Consider the following 20,840-nt stretch of genomic DNA (forward strand, 5'->3'; position numbering starts at 1 on the left):
ATGGAAGGCAACGACGAATGCACGTGTTCGAACGTCTCGAGTCCCAGGTCCGCAGCTACTGTCGAGGCTGGCCCACGGTCTTCCGCACCGCGCAGGGCAGCACCGTCACCGACGAGTCCGGCCGGGTCTACCTCGACTTCTTCGCCGGCGCCGGCTCCCTCAACTACGGACACAACAACCCGCTGCTGAAACAGAGACTGCTGCGCTACCTCGCCGACGACTTCATCGTGCACAGCCTGGACGCCCACACCGTGGCCAAACGCGAGTTCCTCCAGGCCTTCCACGACATCGTGCTGGCCCCGCGCGGACTGGACTACAAGATCCAGTTCCCCGGCCCGACCGGCACCAACGCCGTCGAGGCGGCGCTCAAGCTGGCCCGCAAGTACACCGGGCGGGAGACCGTGGTCAGCTTCACCAACGCCTTCCACGGCATGACGCTGGGCTCGCTGGCGGTCAGCGGCAACTCGATGAAGCGCGGCGGCGCCGGGGTGCCGCTCAACCACACCTCCACCATGCCCTACGACAACTACCTCGACGGGAGGACCCCCGACTTCCTGCTGTTCGAGCGGATGCTGGCCGACAGCGGCAGCGGGCTGGACAAGCCCGCCGCGGTGATCGTGGAGACCGTGCAGGGCGAGGGCGGGCTCAACGCCGCCCGGCCGGAGTGGCTGCGCGGGCTGGCCGACCTGTGCCGCCGCCACGACATCCTGCTGATCGTCGACGACGTGCAGATGGGCTGCGGCCGCACCGGGCCGTTCTTCAGCTTCGAGGACGCCGGCATCGTCCCCGACATCGTGTGCCTGTCCAAGTCGCTCAGCGGCTACGGGCTGCCCCTGGCGGTCACCCTGCTGCGTCCGGAGCTGGACGTGTGGGAGCCGGGCGAGCACAACGGCACCTTCCGCGGCTTCAACCCCGCCTTCGTGACCGCCACCGCCGCCCTGGAGTACTGGACCGACGATCGGCTCCAGCAGGAGACCCGCGCCAAGGGCGAGCTGATCCGCCGCGCCCTGACCGGCCTCGTCGACGGCCTCGGCGACGCGGTCACCGGGCTGCGCGGCCGGGGCATGGCCCAGGGCATCGCCTTCGCCGACCCCCGCGCGGCCGGCCGGGTCTGCGCCCAGGCGTTCCGGCGGGGCCTGCTGATGGAGACCTCCGGCCCCGAGGGGGAGGTCGCCAAGCTGCTGCCGCCGCTGACCATCACCGAACGCGAACTGACCGACGGTCTGCAGATCCTCGCCGAATCCGTCACCGCGGCCCTGGAACTGCAGCCGGCCTGACCCGCCGCCCGGGGGCGGCGTCTCCGCGCCGCGGCCGCCCGCTCCCTCCGGTCCTCCGCTCGAAGCGGGCGACCGTCCTTCGCCGCCCCCGGCGCGGGCCCACCATCACCGGACCCGGAGACGAAAGCGAGCCACTGTGATCGTCAAGACCCTCGACGAGGTCATCGGAACCGAACGCGACGTCGAAGCCGCCACCTGGCGCAGCCGCCGCCTGCTGCTGGCCAGGGAGAAGGTCGGCTTCTCCCTGCACGACACCGTCCTGTACGCCGGCACCAGCACCTCGATGTGGTACGCCAACCACATCGAGGCCGTCTACTGCATCGAGGGCACCGGCGAACTGGTCAACGACGAGACCGGGGAACGCCACCCGCTGGCCCCTGGCACCCTGTACGTCCTGGACGGCCACGAGCACCACACCGTCCACGCCCACACCGACCTGCGCACCGTCTGCGTGTTCAACCCGCCCGTCACCGGACGCGAGGTCCACGACGAGAACGGCGCCTACCCCCTGCTCACCGAGGACGATTCCTGACCTTCCCGGCCGAGCACGGGCCGGGAGCCCTCCCGCCGCCGGCGACCCGGCCCGTCCCGCACCGAAGGGAGAGAACCATGGTCGACCTGTATCCCACCCGCGGCTCCTGCGAACCGGCCTTCATCGACCGCCGGGATCCGGTGGTCTACGGGACCGCGGACGACGGGCCGTTCGACGCCGAGACCCTGGCCGCCTACGACCGCGACGGCTTCGTGACCATCGAGCGGCTGATCACCCCGGAGGAGGTCGAACGCTACCGCGCCGAGCTGCGCAGGCTGAGCGAGGACCCGGCGCTGCGCGGGGACGAGCGGGTCGTCACCGAGAAGTCCTCGACGGAGATCAGGTCGATCTTCGAGGTGCACCGCATCAGCGAGGTCTTCGCCGAGCTGGCCCGCGACGAGCGGGTGGTCGGCCGGGCCCGGCAGATCCTCGGCTCGGACGTCTACGTGCACCAGAGCCGGGTCAACTACAAGCCCGGCTTCAAGGGCAGGGACTTCTACTGGCACTCGGACTTCGAGACCTGGCACGCCGAGGACGGCATGCCGCGGATGCGGGCGGTGAGCATCTCCATCGCCCTCACCGACAACTTCGTCTGCAACGGCGGACTGATGATCATGCCGGGGTCGCATCGCACCTTCGTCTCCTGCGTGGGCGAGACCCCGCCCGAGCACTACCGCGAGTCGCTGAAGGACCAGGAGATCGGCACCCCCGACCCCGAGAGCCTCACCGCCTTGGCCGAACGGCACGGCATCGAGCTGTGCACCGGCCCGGCCGGCTCGGCGGTCATGTTCGACTGCAACTGCATGCACGGCTCCAACGGCAACATCACGCCGTTCCCCCGGTCGAACGTGTTCTTCGTCTTCAACAGCGTCGAGAACACCTGCGTCGAGCCGTTCGCCGCCCCGCAGCGGCGCCCCGAGTTCATCGCCGCCCGCGACTTCACCCCCGTGGGCGCCTGACCGGGCCCGGGCCGCTCCGACCGGGCGGGTACGCCCTTTGAGACCGTCCCGCCGGCCCCGAGTCGCCGGCGGGACGTCCGGCTCTCCGTTCCCCCTTGGAAAGAAAGGACGACGATGACGTCACCGATGTCCCGGCGGGATCTGCTGCGGCGGTCGGGCCTGGCCGCCGCCGCCATCATCGGCGGTCCCGCGCTGCTGAGCGCCTGCTCCAAGGCCGAGGACCCCGCGACCTCCGCGGGCGGCGCGCTGGAGCGCGTCAAGGCGGCCGGCAAGATCAAGGTCGGCTTCGCCAACGAGGCTCCCTACGGGTTCCGCGACAAGAACGGCCGGCTCACCGGGGAGGCCCCCGAGGTCGCCCGGGAGATCTTCAAGGCGCTGGGGGTGAACGAGCTGGAGCCGGTGCTGGTGGACTCCTTCGGCGCGCTCATCCCGGGCCTGAACGCCGGCAACTACGACGTGATCGCCGCCGGCATGTCCATCACGCCCGAACGCTGCGGCCAGATCGCCTTCTCCGACCCCGACTACGCCGGCACCACCGCGCTGCTGGTCAAGCAGGGCAACCCCAAGGGCCTGAAGACCTTCGCCGAGATCGCCGCCGACTCCGGCGTCAAGGTCGCCGTGCTGGAAGGGGCGGTGGAGAAGGGATACGCCGAGGCCTACGGCGTCAAGAGCGGCCAGATCCAGGTTTACCCCGACGCCAACGCCGCCTTCCAGGGGCTGCTGGACGGCCGGGTCGACGCGGTCGCCCTGACCTCCATCACCCTCAACTGGAACAAGCGGCAGCACTACGCCGACGCCCCGATCGAGGTGACCCCGTCCTTCGTGCCGGTGATCGACGGCAAGGAGGAGGTCGGCGCCGGCGGCTACGGGTTCCGCAAGGCCGATACCGAGCTGCGCGAGGCCTTCAACGCCGAGCTGAAGAAGCTGCAGGACTCCGGCCGGCTGCTGGAGATCGTCAAGCCGTTCGGCTTCACCGCCGCCGAGATCGACGCGGCCAAGAAGCTGACCGCCGACCAGTTGTGCAAGCCGACCTCCTGATCCGACCGGTCCCACGATGAACCCTTGCAGCAGCGACCTGCCCGGCACCGTCGGGGAGGCGATGCCGTTCCTGTGCGACGGCGCGCTGGTCACCGCACAGGCCACGCTCGGCGGCGCGGCGCTGGCCCTGGTGCTGGCGTTCGCCGCCGGGCTGGCCATGCTCTCGCCCCGCCGCCTGGTGCGCGTCCCGGCCCGGGTCTACATGGAGTTTTTCCGGGGCACCTCGGTGATCGTCCAGATGTTCTGGATCTTCTTCGCGCTCCCCGTGCTGACCGGATACCGGCTGGCCCCGCTGGCGGCCGGGATCCTGGCGCTGGGCCTCAACCTGGGCGCCTACGGCGCGGAGGTGGTGCGCGGCGGGGTGCTGGCCGTGCCGCGGGCCCAGCGGGAGGCGGCCATCGCCCTCAACTTCAGCCCCTACCAGCGGATGCGGTACGTGATCATGCCGCAGGCGCTGGCCGCCATGCTGCCGCCGCTGAACAACCTGCTCATCGAGCTGCTCAAAGCCACCTCGCTGGTGTCGGCGATCTCGGTGGGCGACCTGATCTTCGAGAGCAAGGCGCTGATCAACTCCGGCAGCGACCGGGCCGTGGTGATGGTCCTGGTCATGGTGATCTACCTGCTGTACGCGGGGCTGATCACCGCCGTGATGCGGCTGCTGGAACGCCGGATGGCCCGCATGCTCGGCCGGGAGGTGCGCCCGCTGTGGCCGCGTCGTCGCCGCCGTTCCGCCGGCGGTGAGCTCACCGTCGCCGCGGGAGGTGCGCGATGACCTGGGATTGGGGGCGGGCCGGCGAGATCGCGCCCGAGCTGTTCACCACCGGGCTGAAGGTCACCGCCCAGGCCACCCTGGGCGCCGCCGTGCTGGCCTTCCTGCTGGGCCTGGTGCTGGCGCTGGCGCTGCGCGCGCCCACCCGCTGGGTGCGGCTGCCGGTCCGCGTCCTGATCGAGCTGATCCGCAGCACCCCGCTGCTGGCCCAGCTGTTCATCCTCTACTACGTCCTGCCGTCCGCCCTCGGCATCACGATGGGCGCCCTGACCACCGGGATCGTCGGGCTGGGCGTCCACTACGCCTGCTACACCGCCGAGGTCTACCGGGCCGGCATCGATAACGTCCCCAAGGGCCAGTGGGAGGCCGCGGTCGCGCTCAACCTGCCGCGGCTGCGGGTGTGGACCAGCGTGATCCTGCCACAGGCCGTCCGCAAGGTGCTGCCGGCCCTGGGCAACAACCTGATCGGCATCTTCAAGGAGTCCCCGCAGCTGGCGCTGATCACCGTGGTGGACGTGCTGGGCCTGGCCCGCCAGCTCGGCTCGGAGGACTTCCGCTACCTGGAGCCGCTCACCCTCGCCGGGCTGTTCTTCCTGGTCGTGGCGATCCCCTCGTCCATCCTCGTTCGCCGTCTGGAGCGCCGTCTTGAAAGCTGATCCGAAAGCCGATCCGACCGCCGAACCGCAGTACATGATCCGCTTCGACAAGGTCGGCAAGCGTTACGGCGACCACCAGGTGCTGCGCGACCTGGACTTCACCGTGCGTCCCCGGGAACGCTGCACGCTGATCGGTCCCAGCGGATCGGGAAAGACCACCATCCTGCGCCTGCTGATGACCCTGGAACGGGTCACCAGCGGCACCATCGAGGTGGACGGGGAGCTGCTCAGCCACATGCGCCGCGGCGACCGGCTCGTCCCCGCCGACGAGAAGCACCTGCGCCGCGTCCGCCGCAAGGTCGGGATGGTCTTCCAGCAGTTCAACCTGTTCCCCAACATGAACGTGCTGCGCAACATCACCGAGGCGCCGGTGCGGGTGCTGGGCCGGTCCCGCGAGGAGGCCGAGCAGCGCGCCATGGAGCTGCTGGAGATGGTGGGCCTGTCGGGCAAGGCCGACGCCCACCCCGGCAGGCTCTCGGGCGGTCAGCAGCAGCGCGTCGCCATCGCCCGCGCCCTGGCGATGGAGCCGGAGATCCTGCTGCTGGACGAGGTCACCTCCGCCCTGGACCCCGAGCTGGTGGCCGGGGTGCAGTCGCTGCTGCGCGACATCGCGAGCGAGGGGAACCTCACCATCCTGTGCGTCACCCACGAGATGAACTTCGCCCGCGACATCTCCGACCGCGTCCTGATGTTCGACCACGGCCAGATCGTGGAGGAGGGGCCGCCCGAGAAGATCTTCAGCGATCCGGTCGAGCAGCGCACCCGCGACTTCCTGCAGGCCGTCCTGCAGACCTGACCCGCATCCGCCGACGTCCCCGCCCCCGACACCCGGCCCTCGAGCCGGGGGAAAGGTCCGTCATGGCGTCCACGGAAGAGGAGCACTACCGGCGGCTCGCCGCCACCTACGAGCGCAACTGGGCCGACCGCCCCGAGTATGTGGAGTGGATGGCCGACCGCATCCTCGCCTGGCTGTCGCCCTCCGGGCGAGAGCGGTTCGTCGACATCGGCGCGGGCACCGGGCTGTTCCTGCGGCGGCTGATGGAGCACGCCTCGGCCGAGCGGCCGATCGTCTGCGTCGACCCGTCCCAGCCGATGCTGGACCGGCTGCCCGACGATGAGCGGCTGTCCCCGCTGCGCGCCACCGCCGAGCAGATCGCCTCCGGCGAGGTCGCCCTGCCGTATGAGACGGTCGACGCCTTCACCTTCAAAGAGTCCGTCCACCATGTGCGGGATATCCCGCAGACCCTGCGCGGGCTGGCCGAACGACTCTCCCCCGGCGGGCGGATCCTGATCGTGACGCTGCCGCCGCGGCTGGAGTATCCGCTGTTCCCGGCCGCTCTGGACCGGTTCGCCGAACGTCAGCCCGCCCTGGAGGACCTGGTCGCCGCGTTGGAGGAGGCGGGACTGCGGACCGAGTGCCGGATCGAGGAGTACACCGTCGTCATCGCCCGCGACCAGTGGATCGACCTGGTCCGCAACCGGTGGATGTCGGTGTTGTCCAGCTTCTCCGCCGAGGAGATCGAGGACGGCGTCGCCTGCATCGAGTCCCGCCACCCCGAGGAGATCCTCACCTATCCGGACCGGTTCGGCTTCATCCGCGGCGTGCGGGCCTGACCGGCCCGGGGACCGCTCGGACCGGACGACGCTCCGGACGGGCGGGCCCCGGGCCGGGTCCGCTCAGACCCGGCCCGAGGCCGGCCGGCTCAGCCGGTGATGCCGGAGACGAAGTCGGGGTTGGCCTTCAGCCACTCGTCGACGGCCTTCTGCGGGTCGCCTTTGTACTTGTTCTCCAGCAGGTCCTCCAGCGAGCCCAGCTGCTGGTCGTTCATCGTGAACTTCTTCAGCCACTGCGCCACGTCGGGGAAGTCCTTGCTGAAGCCCTTGCGGGCGACCGAGCTGATCTCCTCGGCGCCGCCCATCGAGCCCTTGGGGTCCTCCAGGTCCCGGATGTCGTAGGCCGCGTACGCCCAGTGCGGGCGCCACAGGGTCACCACGATGTCCTTCTTGGCGTCGAGGGCCTTCTTCAGCTCGGCGAGCATGGCGGCCGTGGAGGAGGCGGTGACCGTGTACTCGCCCTTCAGCCCGTAGTCGGGCAGCATCTTGGTGGAGGAGATCCGGTACAGGCCCGAGCCCGACTCGATGCCGATGATCTTGCCGCCGTAGTCGCCGCCCTTGCCCTTGAGGTCCTCCAGGGACTTCAGCGGCGAGTAGGAGGGCACCGCGATGGTCAGCTTGGCGTTGCTGTACCAGACCCCGAGCTGCTCCAGGTCCTTGTTGTAGCGCTTCCAGTAGTCCTCGTGGGTGGTCGGCAGCCAGGTGTCCAGGAACAGGTCGATGTCGCCCTTGGCGACCCCGGTGAACAGCGGGCCGACGTCCAGGCCCTTCACCTCGACCCGGTAGCCCTTGTCCTTGAGGATCCGCTCCCACAGGTGGCTGGCCGCCTCGCCCTCGGCCCAGCCGGTCGGCAGGCCGATGGTGATCGTGTTGTCGGTCTCGCCGCCGCCGCTCTCGCCGCCGCAGGCGGTGGCGGCCAGGGTCAGCGACAGGGCGACTGCGGTGATCTTGGCGAGTGCTGTGAAGCGCAAGCGCACGGATTTCCTTTCGACGAACGGCACGGCGCATCCGGCGCCATGGCGGGACGGGAACGGTCCCGGCTTTCAGGCGGCCGCCTTCTCCGCGCGGGCCACGGCCGAGCGCTCACCCAGCGAGGACGTGACCCGGTCCAAGAAGATGGCCAGCACCACGACGGCGATGCCGCCTTCGAAACCGAGGGCGATGTCGGTGCGCTGGATGCCCTCCAGCACCGTGTTGCCGAGGCCCTCGGCACCGACCATGCCGGCGATGACCACCATCGACAGTGCGAGCATGATGACCTGGTTGACCCCGGCCATGATCGTGGGCAGGGCCAGCGGAAGCTGAATGCGCAGCAGGATCTGCCGCGGCGGGGCGCCGAAGGCCTCGCCCGCCTCGACCATCTCCCGTTCGACGTTGCGCACGCCCAGCTCGGTCAGCCGCACGCCGGGCGGCAGCGCGAACACGATGGTCGCCACCGCCGCGGGGACGGGACCGACGCTGAAGAAGAAGATCGCCGGGATCAGGTAGACGAACGGCGGCATGGTCTGCATCAGGTCCAGCACCGGACGCAGCGCCTTGCTCACCAGCTCGCTGCGGGCGGCGGCGATGCCCAGCGGTACCGCCAGCGCCACCGCGACCAGGGCGGACACCAGCACCAGGGCCAGCGTGTACATCGCCGGCTCCCACAGCCCCATGTTGTCCACCAGCGCCAGCCCGAGCAGGGCGAACAGGCCGAACCGCCATCCGCGCAGCCACAGTCCCAGCGCCGCCAGCGCGAGGGTCAGCAGCAGCGCCGGCGGGGCCGTCAGCAGGTCGGTCAGGGCCTGCACGGTGGTCTCGACCGCCGTGCTGATCAGATCCAGCAGCCAGGAGGCGTTGTCGGTCAGCCAGTCGACCAGCCCCTCGAACCAGGTCCCCACCGGCAGCCGGGGGAGCTCCATGGATGCGACCTCAGCCCTGGACAACGACGTCCTCCTTCTCCCCGTTCGGCTCCCCGTCCGGCTCCCCGTCCGGCTCCTGCGGCCCGGGGCGTTCCTGCACGTCGCCGTCGGCGCTGAGGGCCGCCAGCAGCGTGACCGGAGGGATCACCCCCACCAGCGCCCCGGCGTCGTCCACCACGGGGACCGGCAGCGTGCTCTCGGCGCACCGGCCGAACAGGTCGGCCACCACGGTGTCCGGGGAGACCGGGTCGAGATCGTCGTTGATCAGGTCGTCGAGCGTGTCGACCTGCATCCGGACGGCCTCCACGACGTCGACGGCGCGCACCGAGCCCAGCAGCTTGCGGTCGCGTCCCAAGACGAAGGCCTCGGAGGTCTGGTGCTTGCGCATGGTCCGCAGCGCGGTGCGGGGGCCGCCGCCCGCGGGCACGGTCACCAGCGCCGGTTCCATCACCGAGGCGGCGGTCAGCACCCGGGTGCGGTCGACGTCGGCGACGAACTGCGCGACGTAGTCGTCGGCCGGGTCGGTGAGGATCTGCTCGGCCGTGCCGATCTGGATGATGCGGCCGGCGCGCATCATGGCGATCCGGTCGCCGATCCGCATGGCCTCGTTCAGGTCGTGGGTGATGAACACCACCGTCTTGCCCAGCTGCGCCTGCAGGTCCAGCAGCAGGTCCTGCACTTCCCGGCGGATCAGCGGGTCCAGCGCGCTGAAGGCCTCGTCCATCAGCACGATGTCGGTGTCGGCCGTCAACGCGCGGGCCAGTCCGACCCGCTGTTTCATGCCGCCCGACAGCTGGCCGGGCAGCTTGTCCTCCCAGCCGGCCAGCCCGACCAGTTTCAGGAAGTGGCGCGCCCGCCGCTCCCGCTCCCGCCGGTCGACGCCCTGGACCTCCAGCCCGTAGGCGGCGTTGTCCAGCACCGAGCGGTGCGGGAACAGCGCGAAGTGCTGGAAGACCATGCTGATCTTTTCCTGCCGCAGCAGTCGCAGCTGCTTGGCGGGCAGATGCGCGATGTCCCGGCCGTCGATCTCGACCCGGCCCGCGGTGGGTTCCAGCAATCCGTTGAGCATTCGGAGCAGGGTGGACTTGCCGGACCCCGACAGCCCCATGACGACGAAGATCTCGCCGCGCTCCACTGTGAAAGATGCGTTGACCACGGCCGGGGTCACCCCCAGCGCACGGAGCTCGTCGATGTCCGCACCCGCGGCCAGTCGACGAGCGCCCTCGGCCGCCTTGCGGCCGAAGAGCTTGGTGACGTTCTCTGCGCGGATGATGGACACCGATCTCCTCCCGATCGGCCGTGCGACCCGAAGGTCTGCTCCGCGAGGAGCGCACGGCCAGAGCCCCCGGCCCCCTCGGGGGTATCAGGCGGCTCTTATCGGTCAACCTCCAATAGTGTGATTTACGTAACAAAATGTGGAATTTGCCCACGACGGACTCGCCGTACGCTATAGGGCCGTCGCCGGTTGTGCACAGGTAGTTTATTTAGATGTGACCGGTTCTGAACGGACGAGTGATGTGCGTTCGGTGACACCTGCGTTACTCATCGTGGCGGTCGGGGGTGCGGCGGACCGTGCTGCGGTCGGTCCGTTTCCGCATGATCGCGCTGCTCAGAGCGGTTGCGCCCGGTGACGGAGCGGGGACCGAAAGGCAGGGGCGGATCCTCGTCGCGAACTCGTCACGGACTCGTCGCGGACTCCTTGTGGACCTGTCGTGCACTCCTCGCGAACCCGTCGGCGGGCGATCGTGAGGTCGGCCACATCCCTTCGCCCGACGGGACCCTCGCTTCCGATCGCCCCTCGGGAGCGTTCACCGCGGCGGTGACGGGGGAGTCGATCGCCCGACCCCGGTGACGCAGGCGGATCGCGCGGCCGCGCCCCGTCTTTCCGCAGATATCGATCATGAGACGTCGATCATGACGCGTCCCTCCGGCCCGCTTTCCGCACCGGATTCGCGGCGCGGGGTCCGAGGGGCGTGGGTTCTGGGCGGCCCGAGTCCGCAATGATTTCTTGCGAACCCTCTTCTGCCGTGTGCATCAAAGTGACAATGAAAGGGTCAAAACGCAAGGAGGGGGCATGACGATCCGGGGGAGCGGCGAAGAGTCGATCGGTCGCGATGAGGGGCCATGGCGCGCATTCGTCGAGGACCTGCGGAGGCTGGCGGGAACGGCGACCTTGGCGGAGCTCAGCGCCAAGATGGGGTACAGCGCCTCCGAACTCACTCAGCGACTGAACCCCGCTAATGGCGACATTCCCGAACAATTCGTTCGTGCATATGCAGAAGCATGTGGCGCGAACCCTGAGGAGTGGGCGCAGCGTCGCCGCGAAGCCCTGGAAGCGCTCACAACGGCGGGGGCGTCCGGCGATCCGCAGCTGTTCCTCTCCGCGGAGAGGTCCGTCGGCACGCTCGAGCCCCACCCCGCCGGGCCGCGCTCCTTCCGCCACCGCTTCGCCGTCATCGCCTTCGCCGCCGCCAGCGGCCTCGTGGTGCTGACGGGCACGGTGGTCAAGGCGCTGCTCGACGACACCGCGCCTCCTCCGGACGTCGCGCCGTCCGCGGCCTCGAGCGACTCCCCGGCCCTCGTCATCCCGACCGTCACGCACACCGTCACGCCGAGCGCCGCGCCGGCGGTCTCCGCGAAGGCCTCCTCAGACCCCCCTCAGAACCCTCCGGCGAAGACCTCATCGGACGACCCTCCGGCGAACGCCGCCGGCCTTCCGACGCACGAGTGCCGCGACAACTGGACCAAGTCGTCGGTGGAGCTCGTGTTCGTGATGCCGTGCATCAAGCGCGACTCCGGCGGGATATCCATCTACACCAAGATCAGGTCGGACAAGCAGAGCGGGTCCGCGCAGGAGGTGACCGTCTGGATCTGGCTCATGAAGCACGACCGTCACCTCGTCCAGAGCCGCCAGGCCCACCTGACGCGAAGCGAGAAGAGCCTGCGACGCTGCCGGATGCGCCTCCCCAACGGGGGCCGCGTCATGACCTGCGGGCCGTTCAAGGTCCCCCCGCCGGACAAGGCGGGGTCCTACACCACCTCCAGCAGCGTCCGCACGCACGACGCCGCCTACCCGCCCGGCTGGGACGACCCCGGGTTCTCCGGCACCCAGGGCGGCCTCGTCACCTGGCCCTGATCGCGGGCCGGGTCATCGGGCGGGGCCGCGGGCGATGCACCGGAAGGAGGCGCGGAAACCGCAGGCGCCCGGCGGGGGCGCGACCGGGACGCGCGTTCCGGCGCCCGCCCGCCGTAGGGCGCGGACCGGGCGCGAGGCGGTCCGCCTCACACCTCGGCTCAGACCTTGGTGCGATGGAAGTTCAGGTAGGACCGCGACGGTGTCGGCCCCCGCTGGTGCTGGTAGCGCGAACCGTACTGCGTGGACCCGTACGGGAACTCCACCGGCGAGCTGGTGCGGAACAGGCACATCTGCCCGATCTTCATTCCCGGCCACAGCTTGATCGGCAGCGTCGCCACGTTCGACAGCTCCAGCGTCACATGCCCGGAGAACCCCGGGTCGATCCACCCCGCCGTCGAGTGCGTCAGCAGCCCCAGCCGCCCCAGCGAGGACTTGCCCTCCAGCCGGGCCGCGAGATCGTCCGGCAGCGTGAACACCTCATAGGTGGAGGCCAGCACGAACTCTCCGGGATGCAGCACGAACGGCTCGTCCCCGTCCGGCTCCACCAGCCGCGTCAGATCAGGCTGCTCCACCGCGGGATCGATGTGCGGGTACCGGTGGTTCTCGAACACCCGGAAGTACCGGTCGAGCCGCACGTCCACGCTGGACGGCTGGATCATCTCCGGATCGAACGGCTCGATCTTGACCCGTCCCGCCTCGATCTCGGCCCTGATGTCACGGTCGGAGAGCAGCATGCCGGTAAAGGTACCGCTCTCGTCTCTCGTGCTCCGCCCCGCCACGGGTGGCCAACCGTCGAACATCCGCTACCATAAGAACGCGGCTGCATCTTCGGTAAGCCGCAGGCGAGTGTAGTTCAATGGTAGAACTCCAGCTTCCCAAGCTGGTAACGCGGGTTCGATTCCCGTCACTCGCTCTGATGTGAAGGCCCAGGCCAGGGGTGTGAACCCCAGGCCTGGGCCTTGAACGTTTCCGCGCCCTGCAGGCCGTCGTGCGATCAATGCGCACTCAGGGCGCGGGCCTTTCCGCAGGTCGTGAAAGCGCAGCCGGAGTCCCCGTCGCACAGGCCCGTGTGCTCTCACCGAGCGGTCTTGGGCAAGGCGCTCGCCGGCGGCGGGTGCGGGCGGCCGCCCGTCCGGAGCGGGGATGCAGTCTCCCCAGATCGATCCCGGTCCGGCCGGGCGGCCTAGCAGGTCCCCTCATCGGCCCCGAGCCGATCCGCCGCGACGGCGGCCACCGCTTCAGGGGCGGCCACGGCCAGTGCTTGAAGAACCGAGTCGGGGTCGAGAGTGATCAGACATGCGGCGAGCAACCGCCTGGCGGCGGCGTTGTCTCCGCTGCCGTCCAGCATCCGGTCCAGCCGGGCGCGGTCGGTGGCCGGTTCGACCATCCGCGGCAGATCACCGGCCTCCAGCAGCATCTTCAGATGGCCGCGCAGCAGATACTCCGGGGTGTCCGCCGGCCGGCCCCGCTTCTGGTAACCGTCGGCCCAGGCGTGCAGGCGTTCCCGCCAGCGGTCCAGTTCACCGCTGAGGCGGCGCAGGGCGCTTCGCCGCAGCTCCTCATGGGTCGGCGCGAACACCGGCCCCTGCTCCTGCCGGGCGCTGTCAAGGCTGGAGAGGACCCGGCCGGTGACCGCCTGCAACACCCGCTCGATCTCCCCCTGGGAGGATCCGGTCAGCTCCGCCGGGCCCCGGGCCGACAGGCCGCCGCCGGAGGCGGCCGGCAGACCCAGCAGCTCCCGGCCCGGCCCGCCGCCGTCGATCAGAGTCCGTCCCCGCCGCCGGTCACGCCTCGGTCCCCGTTCAGCCCGTCGACCACCAGCACCAGCCGCTCACCGTTACGGGTGCACCGGCGGGCGGCCTTTTCCAGCAGCAGGGGAAACCATTCCCACGGAGGGACGCCGGTCAGCGCAACGGGCAACGGTTCGCCGGTGACCTCTGTCAGCTGCGGCGGCACCGCCTCCAGGAACGCGACCCGGTCGTCGCCGGATCGGGTGAGTGCGTTCCCAGGGGCCGCGTCGTGCCCCGGACCCCGCGATGCGAGGCGTCACGGAGGGCGTTCCGATATCGGGAATCCGCGGTGGGGTTCCCCGGCTCCGGGGAGGTCCGGCCCCACGCGGGCGCCCGTGGCCTGTGGCGGCGTGACCAAGGAGTGAACGCGATGAACTCCCGCAGCCGATCGTCTCCGGCCGTACGTCGGCGGCGGAGAAGTGAAGTGGTGAAAACTGCGGGGATGGAATTCTTCTGCTATCACCGCGACCGGCCGGGGTCCATGGCGCTGCGTTATGAGCTGCTGGAAGAGCACTGGTCCTACATGGACCGGTACGCGGCGGAGATGATCGCCCGCGGTCCGACCTTCGCCGAGGACGGCGAGACGCTCACCGGCAGCGTGCACATCGTCGACCTTCCCGACCCCGCGGCCGCCCGCGCGTTCGCCTTCGACGAGCCGAGTTACCAGGCCGGCGCGTACCGGGACGTGCTGCTGCGTCGCTGGCGGAACATGCTGGGACGCACCATGTGGGACTTCCCCGGCGGCCGGACCGGCGGCGACCGGTTCCTGGTGCTCGGCCTCGGTCCGGAAGGGGACGCCGACCTCGTCGTTCCGCCCGACCAGGACGAGTTGATCGCCTTCGGGCCGCTGCTCTCCGACGACGGCGCCATCTGGGTGGGCACGGCGGCGCTGGTCAGGGCGCCGGACTCGGACGCGGCCCGCGCCGTCCTGGATGCGAACCGGTACGCCGCCGTCGAGGTCCACGCGTGGGAGTTCGGGGGACGCCGGTGACCGCGCCGGGCGTCCCGCCCTCCACGGCGACGGAAGCCGTGACGACCGCTACGGACGGCCGGGCGGCGTAGGAGCGGGAGCATGTGATCGTGCGGATCGGGTCGGCGGAAGCCGGCGGTCGTCACCACGTTTGTCCACGCTCGCGGCGCGGGATTACCGTGCCGCAGTGGACCTCTTCTCACGCTCGTGGGCGGCGCTGCGCAGGGCCGTCGCCGAACTCCCGGACGAGGCCTTCGAACGGCCCTCCGGCTGTGCCGGCTGGCTGGTGCGGGACCTGGTGTGCCACCTGATCATCGACGCCCAGGACGTTTTGATCACCCTCGCCACTCCCGCCGACACCGAGCCGACCGTCAACGCGGTGACCTACTGGAACCTCGTGGAGCCTCCGACCGGCGAGGACCCGCTGGACGCCCTGACCGTCCGGCTGGCCGCCGCATACGAGGAACCGCGCCTGCTCAAGTTCCACCTCGACGACGTCGGCTCCGCCGCCGGACGCGCCGCCGGGCTCGCCGACCCCGCCGCCCGGGTCGGCACGCGCGACGAGGTGCTCACCGTGGCCGACTACCTCTCGGCCTACGTCATGGAGTGGACGCTGCACCACCTCGACCTGATCGCCCACTTGCCCGATGTCGCGGGACCGCCCCCTGAGGGCCTGGCCCGGTCCCGCGCGATGCTGGAAGAGATCGCGGGGACCCCGTTCCCTGCGTCCTTCACCGACGAGGACGCGCTGCTCGTGGGCACGGGACGGCGCGCCCCGACCGACGCGGAGAGAGCCGCGCTGGGAGAGCTCGCGACGAGGATCCCGTTCGTCCTCGGCTGAGCCGCCGCGCCCGCCGCCGGTGATGCGTACACGAGATCTCCCGCTCCCAGCGGAAAACCTTTGAGCCGCCGCGGCCGCTGAGAGTGCGCGGTGCAGACGACGCAGGTGTTCGGTTTGTTATGGCGTCAGGCCGCGGCGGCTTCATGGCCGCCTGACGTCGGTGATCGTGACAGGGGCGGGCCTGCCGAGATCGCTCGACCGTCGTGCAGGGAGCAACGAGAGGACATCAGCGTCCGCTCAGACCGGACATCACCGAGCAGGGCACCGTTCTGCGGTGCGTCCGGCGGCAGTCGGATGACATCGGCGTGCTTCCGGCGGGCGGGGGATGCTCGTCGCGTCACGGCGTCCCCTGGTGCCGGACCGGACGATTCACCGGCTTCTCGAACGAGATGGCGCCGGACCCTTCGCCGGGAGTGATTCGGGCTTGGCGCGGACGGCGCCGAGCCCTCGACGGGCTGCTACACAGGTTCCTGTGGGGTCAACCCAGATGCTGAATCGTGACGTTTTCCCAGTGCTGAGCGAGGTATTCGGCGACTAGCCGCCGATGGCAGTGGTGCGCCTTCTCTTCGCTGCAGAGCAGGACCGAGTTGTCGATCAGCTCTTGCGGCACGGTGTCCTCGATGCGGCGCCGCCTCATCAGTTCCAAGAACCGATCTTCGTAGCTCTTCCAGCTTGCGCCATTCTTTTTGTAGTCATCGAGCATTTCCTTCGTGGGTGCGAGGTCAATTCGGTGAACATAATCCATGCCGCAGATCTCGTGGAGGAAGTATCTCAGGTCATCGCGTTTGGCGAATCCTGCAAGTTGTGAAACATTGTTCAGTCGGATGTCGATCAGCTTTTTTGCTCCCGACTGGCGCAACAAGTTGAAGAACTGCTCGGCGGACTTCTTTGTGAATCCGATAGTATAGATGATCATCTGCTCGGCGCCTTGTGGAGTCGAAAATTCTCGTTGTAGTACGCGATTTTTTGCTCCTGGCGACTGAGGGCCATCGCCATGCGCTCGGTCGGGGTGTAGAGAAGGTCGTCCTCGATCAGGTCGAATTTGGCCATCAAGCGTCGCATCGCCGCTGGGTGGCTCTCGATGCTTCCGTCGCCATGGATGTGGTCAACGGTGACTCCCCGCTCCGTGAGAACACGTGCGATGAGGATCGTGCGGTGGCAGTCCAGTGGCTCCTGCTCGGTGCACATGACGGCGATCCGTTCCGTTTGCATTCCCCGCAACAGGCGTTCAATTCCTTTGGAGAATTCTGGGGTTTGAGCGAGGCGTTCATATCGCACGCGCCCATCGATGTAGCAGGAGGGGTTGTTCGACCGCGCCCCGAGTTCTCCACCGAGGAATACATACTTTATGCCGCAGTCGTGCAAGCCGCGCTTCACCATGTCCCGGTTGAACTGGGGCGCGAATCGACTGACGGGTACCGAGCGTACATCCGCGACGGCTGTTACTTCGTGCTGCTGGAGCAAGCTTTGGAAGACTGGGAAGCTGTGTGTAGAATGTCCGATTGTAAATATTTTTCTGTAGGTCATCTACTGCTGTCCGCTTCGGTCTTCGCTCGCTCGATGATGGCCGCCACCAGTTTATAGGAGTAGCCCTCGAAGGGTTCGCCAAGACTCACTGTCAAGAATGCTTCACCTAGCGTGTACAAGCCGTCTGGCTTTTCTCTGTATTCGCTCCTGTAGCTTGGATCGGTTACCCGCAGCTTGTAGTGACATCTATTATAGTAGAATTTTGCGCTGAGTCTTTTGCGGCCTTTGGTGTACACCTCTAGTGTTACGCGGCTGACCCGAATTAGCTTAAGTGATTCTGTCAGAGTTATTGTCAGCTCGCCTGGAATGCGGTCATTGAAGTCTCGGTTGGGGGGGTATCCATTGATCCATAGAGTCTTGGGACGCTGTTCTAGCTCAAGTAGCCTGTTCCAGTCGGCTCGCCCTACTTTTCTCAGCTTTTTTCCATCTTCAAGGAGCCAATTCTCTCGCTGGAAGCTGTATGCCTTGTACTTCTCGATGTTTACGGGCTTCTTGAGTGGCACGGATATGATGTCAAGCGCGCGCGGTTCCGATTGATCTTCGAATTTCTGCCTGTCTTCAGGGATTGCGCCGCTCGGAGCTTTGCTGACGGGGCGGATCCATTCGCTTTGGGCGTCGTCAGTAATCCCTGCGATGCAACGCCCACCATTCTTGTAGGAATTTGCAAGGCATATAAGCCTCCTAAATTTTGTCACATGCCCTCCGAGTAATGCGCTTCGCCTCGGGGGTGACTGTAGCGCAAATGGTCGAGAAAATCAGCTCATTGATGTTGCGCGGGCTTCTAGGATGGACGTTTGAGTTGAATCAACTTGGGGTTGGATGAGTTATTGTTGCTGTCTCTGGTGAGATGCCTTCGCTTCGAAGGTTCTATGCTCGGCATCTAGAAGGTTTCGTTGGCTCGCCTTGCCTCGATGACAGATAGTGAACACCGTGCCAGTCAGTAGGCTGTTTCCTCTCAGTTGATGTCGTGATGTGGGTGATGCTCATCGAATGATGTCGGTTGGCCAACCGGGTGGGCGTGGGGTTATCAGCGTTTGACAATGCCTGCTCGATGGTGGGGCGGGCTTGGGCAAGGCCCTCGATGAGGAGAGGTTCTCTGCCGAGAGACCTGATGGAGCTCATGAGGCATCGGGATGGGCTTACTGAGGAGTCGGTGTTAGTGGTGTAGCGATACCTTGGAACGCGTGTCGGCCCAGGCAGTGCGTGTCCTGAGGGTTTTGGTAAGTTCGCCATCATGTATAGGGTCGTCCGCTTATCGGTGGCGGGATCGCGCTGCCACGACACGGTGATCCCGCCCGCCACGGGCTTGCGAACACGGTCGATGAGATGAACGCCTGGAGCCGGCTGGCTCCGAGAAACGTGACCAGTCCTTATGGGCCGCTATAGCACCTGTCCAAGTGGCCGATTTCGGCCATGGTCAAACCGAGTTCCCCGACCTGACTTCGCCAAGGTGTGAGGATGACCCGTCCCCGCAACAATCGGCTGGCCAGAGGAGTCCTCGGCGACGAGGACCGGCCATGCTCGGCCGGTCGGACCGGAGCCCGCTCAGGATTCGCGGCCGGCCGCGATCACATGGTGAGCGGTGTCGGCCACGGCTTGCGGATCGACCCGGGCCATCACCTCGAGCAGCGCCGTGGGCGGTGTGTCGACCGGGGCCGCGGCGAGAAGCCGCCGGAAGGAGCGGGGATCGGTTTTCTCGACGAGCGGTGCCGATGTCCACGCCTGCTCGGACGAGGCGAGAGCGGAGCGGACGTCGGTCTCGGCCTGCTCCGTGCGCCCGGCCTCGGCCGGTGCCCGGAGCAGGCCGCGCGACGCCTCCGCCCGATCGTCCGGGTCGGGGATGGAGCGGACGGCGGCCTCGGCCCGTTTCGCCTCTCCTACCTCGACCAGCGTCCGGACCAGCTCACTGAGCACGCACGCCCGTTCATGCGCGTCGGTGACGGACCGGGCGGTCCTCTCGGCGGCGACGGCGATCTGACGGGCCCGCTCCGGTTCCCGGCCAGAGCTAGTGCTCGGGCCAGGTCGCTCAACGCCCCTGCCTGCAGGAACGGGTGAGGGATGGCACGGGCGACGGGACGCGCGCGGGCCCGGGCGCTCCGGAGAGCGCTTTGTGAGAACGGCACGCGGCCGGAACGGCCCGAGTCGGGCTTCTCGACGCGACCGAGCAGGCGGGGAGACCGCTGGGAACGGCGGCGTTCCGTGCACGCCGGACGGTCTTCTCACCGGTCCGGTGGACCGCTTCCCCTTCGGGAGCCGTCCGGGTTCCCGGTGCGTTGCGGCTGCGACGAGCGGCTTCGCCGGGCACGCGGAGACGCATGCGGACGCTCGGGCGAGGCCGGCTCGCCGCAGCCGGGCCGCCGGGGCGTCAGGTCCAGGTGACCGGAAGCGCGCGCAGCCCCCGCACCAGTCCGCCGCGCACCCACTGGAGCTCCTCCTCGGGGACGGCCAGGCGCAGGCCGGGCAGCCGGTGCGCCAGTGCGGTGAGGACCTCTTGGATCTCCAGGCGGGCCAGGTGCGCCCCGAGACAGAAGTGGGGGCCGTGCCCGAAGGTCAGATGGGGGTTGGGGGTCCGGTCCAGCCGGATCTCCTCGGGCGCCTCGAAGATCTCCGGGTCGTGGGCCGCCGAGGTCTCGTGGGCGACGAAGACGGCGTCGCCGGCCTTGATCGGCTGACCGGAGACCACGGTGTCCTCGGTCGCCACGCGCGGGGCGGGCGGCAGCGTCCCCACCGGGACGACCCGCAGCAGCTCCTCCACCGCGGTGGCCACGGCCCGGGGATCGCGGGCGCGGTCGCGGAAGTCCGCCCACAGTCCCGGCCGGCGCAGCAGGGTGTAGACGATGCCGCCCAGGACGTTGACGGTGGTCTCATAACCGGCGACGAGGATGATCATCGCCAGGTTGATCATTTCCTGTTCGTCGATGACGCCGTCGCGGTGGGCGCGCAGCAGGGCGCCGGCGACGTCGCCGGGACCGTCGGAGTCGCCGGCCCGATCCGTGCGGGCGGAGCTCCCCAGCAGCAGGCGAGCCAGGTAGGCGTACATCGACTGCTGGGCTTGGGCGACCTCTTCGGCGGTGTGGCCGGTCAGGGTGGTGAACGCCTGCGCCCAGGCCGAGAAGGCGGGCCTGTCCTCGGCGGGGACGCCGAACAGCTCCCCGACGATCGTGACCGGCAGCGGCATGGTCAGCCGGGAGATGAGGTCGGCCGGGGGGTCGTGGGCGACCATGGCGTCGATGAGCTCGGACACCAGGCCGCGGACCCACGGCCGGAGCCGCTCCACCTGGCGGGGTGAGAAGGCGTGGTGGACGACGCGGCGCAGCCGGGTGTGCTCCGGCGGGTCCATGTCGACCAGGTAGACCATCGTGCGCCGGCCGGGGCTGTGGTCGACCGCCGCGGCCCGGGAGAAGCGGGGGTCGGACAGCACGTGCCGCACGTCGGCGTGGCGGGTGACGAGCCAGGCGGGGGTGTCCTGGCCGGGCACGGTGACCTTGGCCACCGGGCGGCTCTTGCGCAGCTCGTCGTACAGCGGGTCGATGTCGAAGTCGTATGACGCCGGGAGGGGCAGGACGTCGGCGTCATCGCCGCCTTCGCGTCGGGCGAGAGCGTCGTCGGTGGTCGTCATGGCGTCCTTCCGCTCGGCATTCGGGCAGAGGGGCGTGCAGGGCCCCGCCGTCGTGGGGCGTCACCGCGACCGCCCGGCGCTCACCGCGGAATCACCGCCCTGCCGCCGGGCGGTGACATCCGCTGAAGGCGCTGGTCACAGCGCTGTGTGAAATGTCCGTATTTGATCATTTCGGCGCCGGGTTCTGTGCGCGTCCCCCCATTGCCATGCG

21 protein-coding genes, 1 tRNA gene and 1 pseudogene are annotated in these 20,840 nt (G+C 68.8%); 12 read left to right on the top strand and 11 right to left on the bottom strand.

Going from position 1 to position 20,840, the window contains the following annotated elements:
- The first annotated feature begins 17 nt into the window (after window positions 1-17).
- From ectB to EIO00_RS03790, 8 genes are all read left to right on the top strand, one after another.
- Window positions 18-1,277 carry a diaminobutyrate--2-oxoglutarate transaminase gene (gene ectB / locus EIO00_RS03755; protein ID WP_140175492.1) on the top strand — a complete coding sequence of 420 codons (1,260 nt, stop codon included), beginning with the start codon at window positions 18-20 and terminating at the stop codon, window positions 1,275-1,277.
- 136 nt (window positions 1,278-1,413) lie between these two features.
- On the top strand, window positions 1,414-1,809 hold the full coding sequence (locus tag EIO00_RS03760) for an ectoine synthase (protein WP_140175493.1): 396 nt from the start codon (window positions 1,414-1,416) through the stop codon (window positions 1,807-1,809).
- A gap of 77 nt (window positions 1,810-1,886) precedes the next feature.
- Window positions 1,887-2,768, top strand: coding sequence for an ectoine hydroxylase (thpD, locus tag EIO00_RS03765; RefSeq protein ID WP_140175494.1), 882 nt, complete (start codon window positions 1,887-1,889; stop codon window positions 2,766-2,768).
- A 114-nt stretch (window positions 2,769-2,882) separates the two neighbouring features.
- Window positions 2,883-3,806, top strand: coding sequence for an ectoine/hydroxyectoine ABC transporter substrate-binding protein EhuB (gene ehuB / locus EIO00_RS03770; protein ID WP_140175495.1), 924 nt, complete (start codon window positions 2,883-2,885; stop codon window positions 3,804-3,806).
- Window positions 3,807-3,822: 16 nt separating this feature from the next.
- Entirely contained in the window at window positions 3,823-4,578 is a 756-nt protein-coding gene (gene ehuC / locus EIO00_RS03775; protein ID WP_206664023.1) for an ectoine/hydroxyectoine ABC transporter permease subunit EhuC, read from the top strand.
- The gene (gene ehuD, locus EIO00_RS03780; RefSeq protein WP_140175496.1) at window positions 4,575-5,231 is read left to right on the top strand and encodes an ectoine/hydroxyectoine ABC transporter permease subunit EhuD; all 657 of its coding nucleotides are present in this window, start codon (window positions 4,575-4,577) and stop codon (window positions 5,229-5,231) included. Before ehuC ends, ehuD begins: the two co-directional genes overlap by 4 nt.
- Before the next feature lie 34 nt (window positions 5,232-5,265).
- On the top strand, window positions 5,266-6,027 hold the full coding sequence (gene ehuA / locus EIO00_RS03785) for an ectoine/hydroxyectoine ABC transporter ATP-binding protein EhuA (protein ID WP_140175660.1): 762 nt from the start codon (window positions 5,266-5,268) through the stop codon (window positions 6,025-6,027).
- Window positions 6,028-6,089: 62 nt separating this feature from the next.
- Complete coding sequence (locus EIO00_RS03790; protein ID WP_140175497.1) at window positions 6,090-6,845, top strand: class I SAM-dependent DNA methyltransferase; 756 nt, start codon at window positions 6,090-6,092, stop codon at window positions 6,843-6,845.
- An 89-nt stretch (window positions 6,846-6,934) separates the two neighbouring features.
- Here the strand turns inward: EIO00_RS03790 and EIO00_RS03795 are convergent, their stop codons facing one another.
- From EIO00_RS03795 to EIO00_RS03805, 3 genes and pseudogenes are all read right to left on the bottom strand, one after another.
- Window positions 6,935-7,816, bottom strand: a complete 882-nt coding sequence (locus EIO00_RS03795; RefSeq protein ID WP_140175498.1) for a glycine betaine ABC transporter substrate-binding protein — start codon at window positions 7,814-7,816, stop codon at window positions 6,935-6,937.
- Between the two features lie 72 nt (window positions 7,817-7,888).
- Window positions 7,889-8,617, bottom strand: a pseudogene (locus tag EIO00_RS03800) (ABC transporter permease); the annotation flags it as partial.
- A 139-nt stretch (window positions 8,618-8,756) separates the two neighbouring features.
- Window positions 8,757-10,025, bottom strand: coding sequence for a quaternary amine ABC transporter ATP-binding protein (locus EIO00_RS03805; protein WP_140175499.1), 1,269 nt, complete (start codon window positions 10,023-10,025; stop codon window positions 8,757-8,759).
- A gap of 795 nt (window positions 10,026-10,820) precedes the next feature.
- Between EIO00_RS03805 and EIO00_RS03810 the strand changes: the two genes are divergently transcribed.
- Window positions 10,821-11,882, top strand: coding sequence for a hypothetical protein (locus EIO00_RS03810; RefSeq protein ID WP_140175500.1), 1,062 nt, complete (start codon window positions 10,821-10,823; stop codon window positions 11,880-11,882).
- 158 nt (window positions 11,883-12,040) lie between these two features.
- On the opposite strand, the gene dcd is transcribed toward EIO00_RS03810, so the two are convergent.
- Window positions 12,041-12,616, bottom strand: coding sequence for a dCTP deaminase (gene dcd, locus EIO00_RS03815; protein ID WP_140175501.1), 576 nt, complete (start codon window positions 12,614-12,616; stop codon window positions 12,041-12,043).
- A gap of 108 nt (window positions 12,617-12,724) precedes the next feature.
- On the opposite strand from dcd, the gene EIO00_RS03820 reads away from it, so the two are divergent.
- Window positions 12,725-12,795: transfer RNA gene (locus tag EIO00_RS03820), tRNA-Gly, on the top strand.
- Window positions 12,796-13,065: 270 nt separating this feature from the next.
- Here EIO00_RS03820 and EIO00_RS03825 read toward each other — a convergent pair.
- Window positions 13,066-13,527 carry a hypothetical protein gene (locus EIO00_RS03825; RefSeq protein ID WP_140175502.1) on the bottom strand — a complete coding sequence of 154 codons (462 nt, stop codon included), beginning with the start codon at window positions 13,525-13,527 and terminating at the stop codon, window positions 13,066-13,068.
- A 116-nt stretch (window positions 13,528-13,643) separates the two neighbouring features.
- Complete coding sequence (locus EIO00_RS24075; RefSeq protein ID WP_161602640.1) at window positions 13,644-13,802, bottom strand: hypothetical protein; 159 nt, start codon at window positions 13,800-13,802, stop codon at window positions 13,644-13,646.
- 297 nt (window positions 13,803-14,099) lie between these two features.
- Here EIO00_RS24075 and EIO00_RS03830 point away from each other — a divergent pair, with 297 nt between their 5' ends.
- Both EIO00_RS03830 and EIO00_RS03835 read left to right on the top strand, forming a co-directional pair.
- Window positions 14,100-14,663 (top strand): YciI family protein, encoded by a 564-nt coding sequence (locus tag EIO00_RS03830; protein ID WP_241661096.1) that lies wholly within the window; start codon window positions 14,100-14,102, stop codon window positions 14,661-14,663.
- Window positions 14,664-14,829: 166 nt separating this feature from the next.
- Window positions 14,830-15,483, top strand: a complete 654-nt coding sequence (locus EIO00_RS03835; RefSeq protein ID WP_140175503.1) for a maleylpyruvate isomerase N-terminal domain-containing protein — start codon at window positions 14,830-14,832, stop codon at window positions 15,481-15,483.
- Between the two features lie 478 nt (window positions 15,484-15,961).
- Here EIO00_RS03835 and EIO00_RS03840 read toward each other — a convergent pair whose 3' ends face one another.
- From EIO00_RS03840 to EIO00_RS03860, 5 genes are all read right to left on the bottom strand, one after another.
- Window positions 15,962-16,399: a DUF488 domain-containing protein gene (locus EIO00_RS03840; protein ID WP_140175504.1), complete on the bottom strand. Its 438-nt coding sequence runs from the start codon at window positions 16,397-16,399 to the stop codon at window positions 15,962-15,964.
- Entirely contained in the window at window positions 16,396-16,947 is a 552-nt protein-coding gene (locus EIO00_RS03845) for a DUF488 domain-containing protein (RefSeq protein ID WP_206664024.1), read from the bottom strand. The genes EIO00_RS03840 and EIO00_RS03845 overlap by 4 nt, the downstream gene beginning before the upstream one ends.
- 59 nt (window positions 16,948-17,006) lie before the next feature.
- The gene (locus tag EIO00_RS03850) at window positions 17,007-17,705 is read right to left on the bottom strand and encodes a dual OB domain-containing protein (protein ID WP_422100023.1); all 699 of its coding nucleotides are present in this window, start codon (window positions 17,703-17,705) and stop codon (window positions 17,007-17,009) included.
- Between the two features lie 850 nt (window positions 17,706-18,555).
- Complete coding sequence (locus EIO00_RS03855) at window positions 18,556-18,924, bottom strand: hypothetical protein (RefSeq protein ID WP_140175507.1); 369 nt, start codon at window positions 18,922-18,924, stop codon at window positions 18,556-18,558.
- Between the two features lie 451 nt (window positions 18,925-19,375).
- Entirely contained in the window at window positions 19,376-20,629 is a 1,254-nt protein-coding gene (locus EIO00_RS03860; protein ID WP_140175508.1) for a cytochrome P450, read from the bottom strand.
- Window positions 20,630-20,840: the final 211 nt, after the last annotated feature.

Origin of the sequence: Thermomonospora catenispora (genome assembly GCF_006363815.1) — a bacterium.
Taxonomy (GTDB): domain Bacteria; phylum Actinomycetota; class Actinomycetes; order Streptosporangiales; family Streptosporangiaceae; genus Thermomonospora; species Thermomonospora catenispora.